The sequence below is a fragment of the bacterium genome (genome assembly GCA_026398675.1).
Taxonomy (GTDB): domain Bacteria; phylum RBG-13-66-14; class RBG-13-66-14; order RBG-13-66-14; family RBG-13-66-14; genus RBG-13-66-14.
This window is the reverse complement of sequence record JAPLSK010000247.1, coordinates 1-1,898: the sequence shown is the minus strand read 5'-3', so window position 1 is coordinate 1,898 and position 1,898 is coordinate 1. Positions and strand designations below refer to the sequence as shown.

The window sequence follows — 1,898 nt, the reverse complement described above, 5'->3', positions numbered from 1 at the left end:
CGCCTCTTGGAGCTCGTCGCACCCCGGGGGCGGATCTGGCTCCTGTCGGAGAATTGGGAGGACGCAGACGCGGCGCTCCCCGTTGAGCGGCGCGTGCCCACGGCCCTGCGCGTGGTGGCGGTTTTGGTGGACGGTCAGCCGGTGCTTTCCGAAGCCGGTTTCGCCGGCGGCGAGGGGACGGCCCCCGCGGCGGCCCTGCCTCTCCTTGAAGCCTGGGGTCCCACGGCGGAGATAACCCTCGAGGGCTCCTGGATTCACCTGCGCACGGCCGTCATGGCCCCGCTCGGCTCCCCGCCCAGGGAAGGGCAGATTGCCTGGCTCACCGCCGAGGCCTACACCCCGCCGGTCATCCGGTTGACTTACGACCGTCGTTTAGAAACCCAGCGTCTGCCGTTCCCGCTCACCGGCGCGCGCATCACCGCCTGGCAGCGCATCACGGATTAGGCTCGGCTTCGCGGTGGCGAAGTGTTTTTCGTGCTTGACCAGGGGAAGTGAGCTTTACCAGATTCCTCGTGCATGAGGGGATACCATGCGTAAAAAAGTCATTATCATCCTGTTGATCGCCTCCGCCGCCCTGGCCGCGCCCAAGCTCAAGATAGCCTTCATGGGCCTCGAACCGAGCGGCGTGAGCGAATCGGTGGCATCCGGCGTTTCGGACAGCTTCCTGAACGCGCTCATCAACACCTACCGCTTCGAGGTCGTCGAAAGGGACCGCCTGGAGGCCCTGATGGAAGAGCAGGGGCTGGCGATTTCCGGCTGCACGACGACGGAGTGCTTCGTTAAGGTGGGTCAGTTGGCGGGCGCCCAGAAGGTCATCGTGGGCAAGGTCGCGCAGGTGGGTGGGTCCTATATCGTCAGCGTGCGGCTGGTGGATGTTTATTCTAGCAGGGTGGAGCAGTCGCTGGCCCAGGAATCGCGCAGTCTGGAGGACCTGTTGACGGTGGCTAATAGTCTGGCCGTCCAGTTGTCCGGAACCATCTCGGTCGATGGCACCGTGGTTTTAGTTTCGGGAAACACCATTAAGACCGATCTTGGAAGCCAAGATGGCGTCTACGTCAACGACACGGTGTACCTGATGCGTCTGGGCGAGGAAATCTACCACCCCGAGACCGGCTTGCTCCTCGGCCGCGAGATCCAGGATCTCGGTCAGGCCACCATCACCCGGATTCTGGCCGATGAGCTCTCAGAGGCTGTCCTGAAGGGTGCGTTTTCGGTGGTCGTCGGGGACAAGGTGCGGCTTGCAACTCAGGTCGGCGTATCGTCGGTTGCCGGTTCCACCGGTGGCCGCATCACCTACCAGTCCGGCCGCGACATGAACAGGGAAATCTTCGTGATGGACGCCGACGGGCGCAACCAGACACAGTTGACGAACCACGTAGGTAATGACGCGTATCCTGCCTGGAGTCCCGACGGCCGACGTATCGCCTTTAATTCCGACCGCGACGGGGACGACTTTGAATGGGAAATATACGTAATGGACGCCGACGGGCGCAACCAGACCCAGTTGACCAACCACTGCAGTGTTTACGCCTGGTCTCCCATCTGGAGTACGGACGGCCGCCGCATCGCCTTCGCGTCCGACCGCGACGGGGACGGGGAAATCTTCGTGATGGACACCGACGGGCGTAACCAGACACAGTTGACCAACAACAGCAGTAATGACTCCAACCCCGCCTGGAGTCCGGACGGCCGCCGCATCGCCTTCCACTCCAACCGCGACGGGGACTCGGAAATCTTCGTGATGGACGCCGACGGGCGCAACCAGACGCAGTTGACGAACAACAGAAGCTCTGACAGGTATCCCGCCTGGAGCCCCGACGGCCGCCGCATCGCCTTCTTCTCCGAACGCGATGGGTACTTGGAAATCTTCGTGATGGACGCCGACGGGCGCAACCAGA

2 protein-coding genes are annotated in these 1,898 nt (G+C 62.9%); both read left to right on the top strand.

Annotated features, from left to right (window positions below; all coding sequences use genetic code 11):
* Positions 1 to 444: hypothetical protein (locus tag NTW26_07750; GenBank protein MCX7022147.1), on the top strand; the 444-nt coding region annotated here is incomplete at its 5' end.
* An 85-nt stretch (positions 445 to 529) separates the two neighbouring features.
* A partial coding sequence (locus NTW26_07745) for a DUF5050 domain-containing protein (GenBank protein ID MCX7022146.1) occupies positions 530 to 1,898 on the top strand: 1,369 nt, incomplete at its 3' end.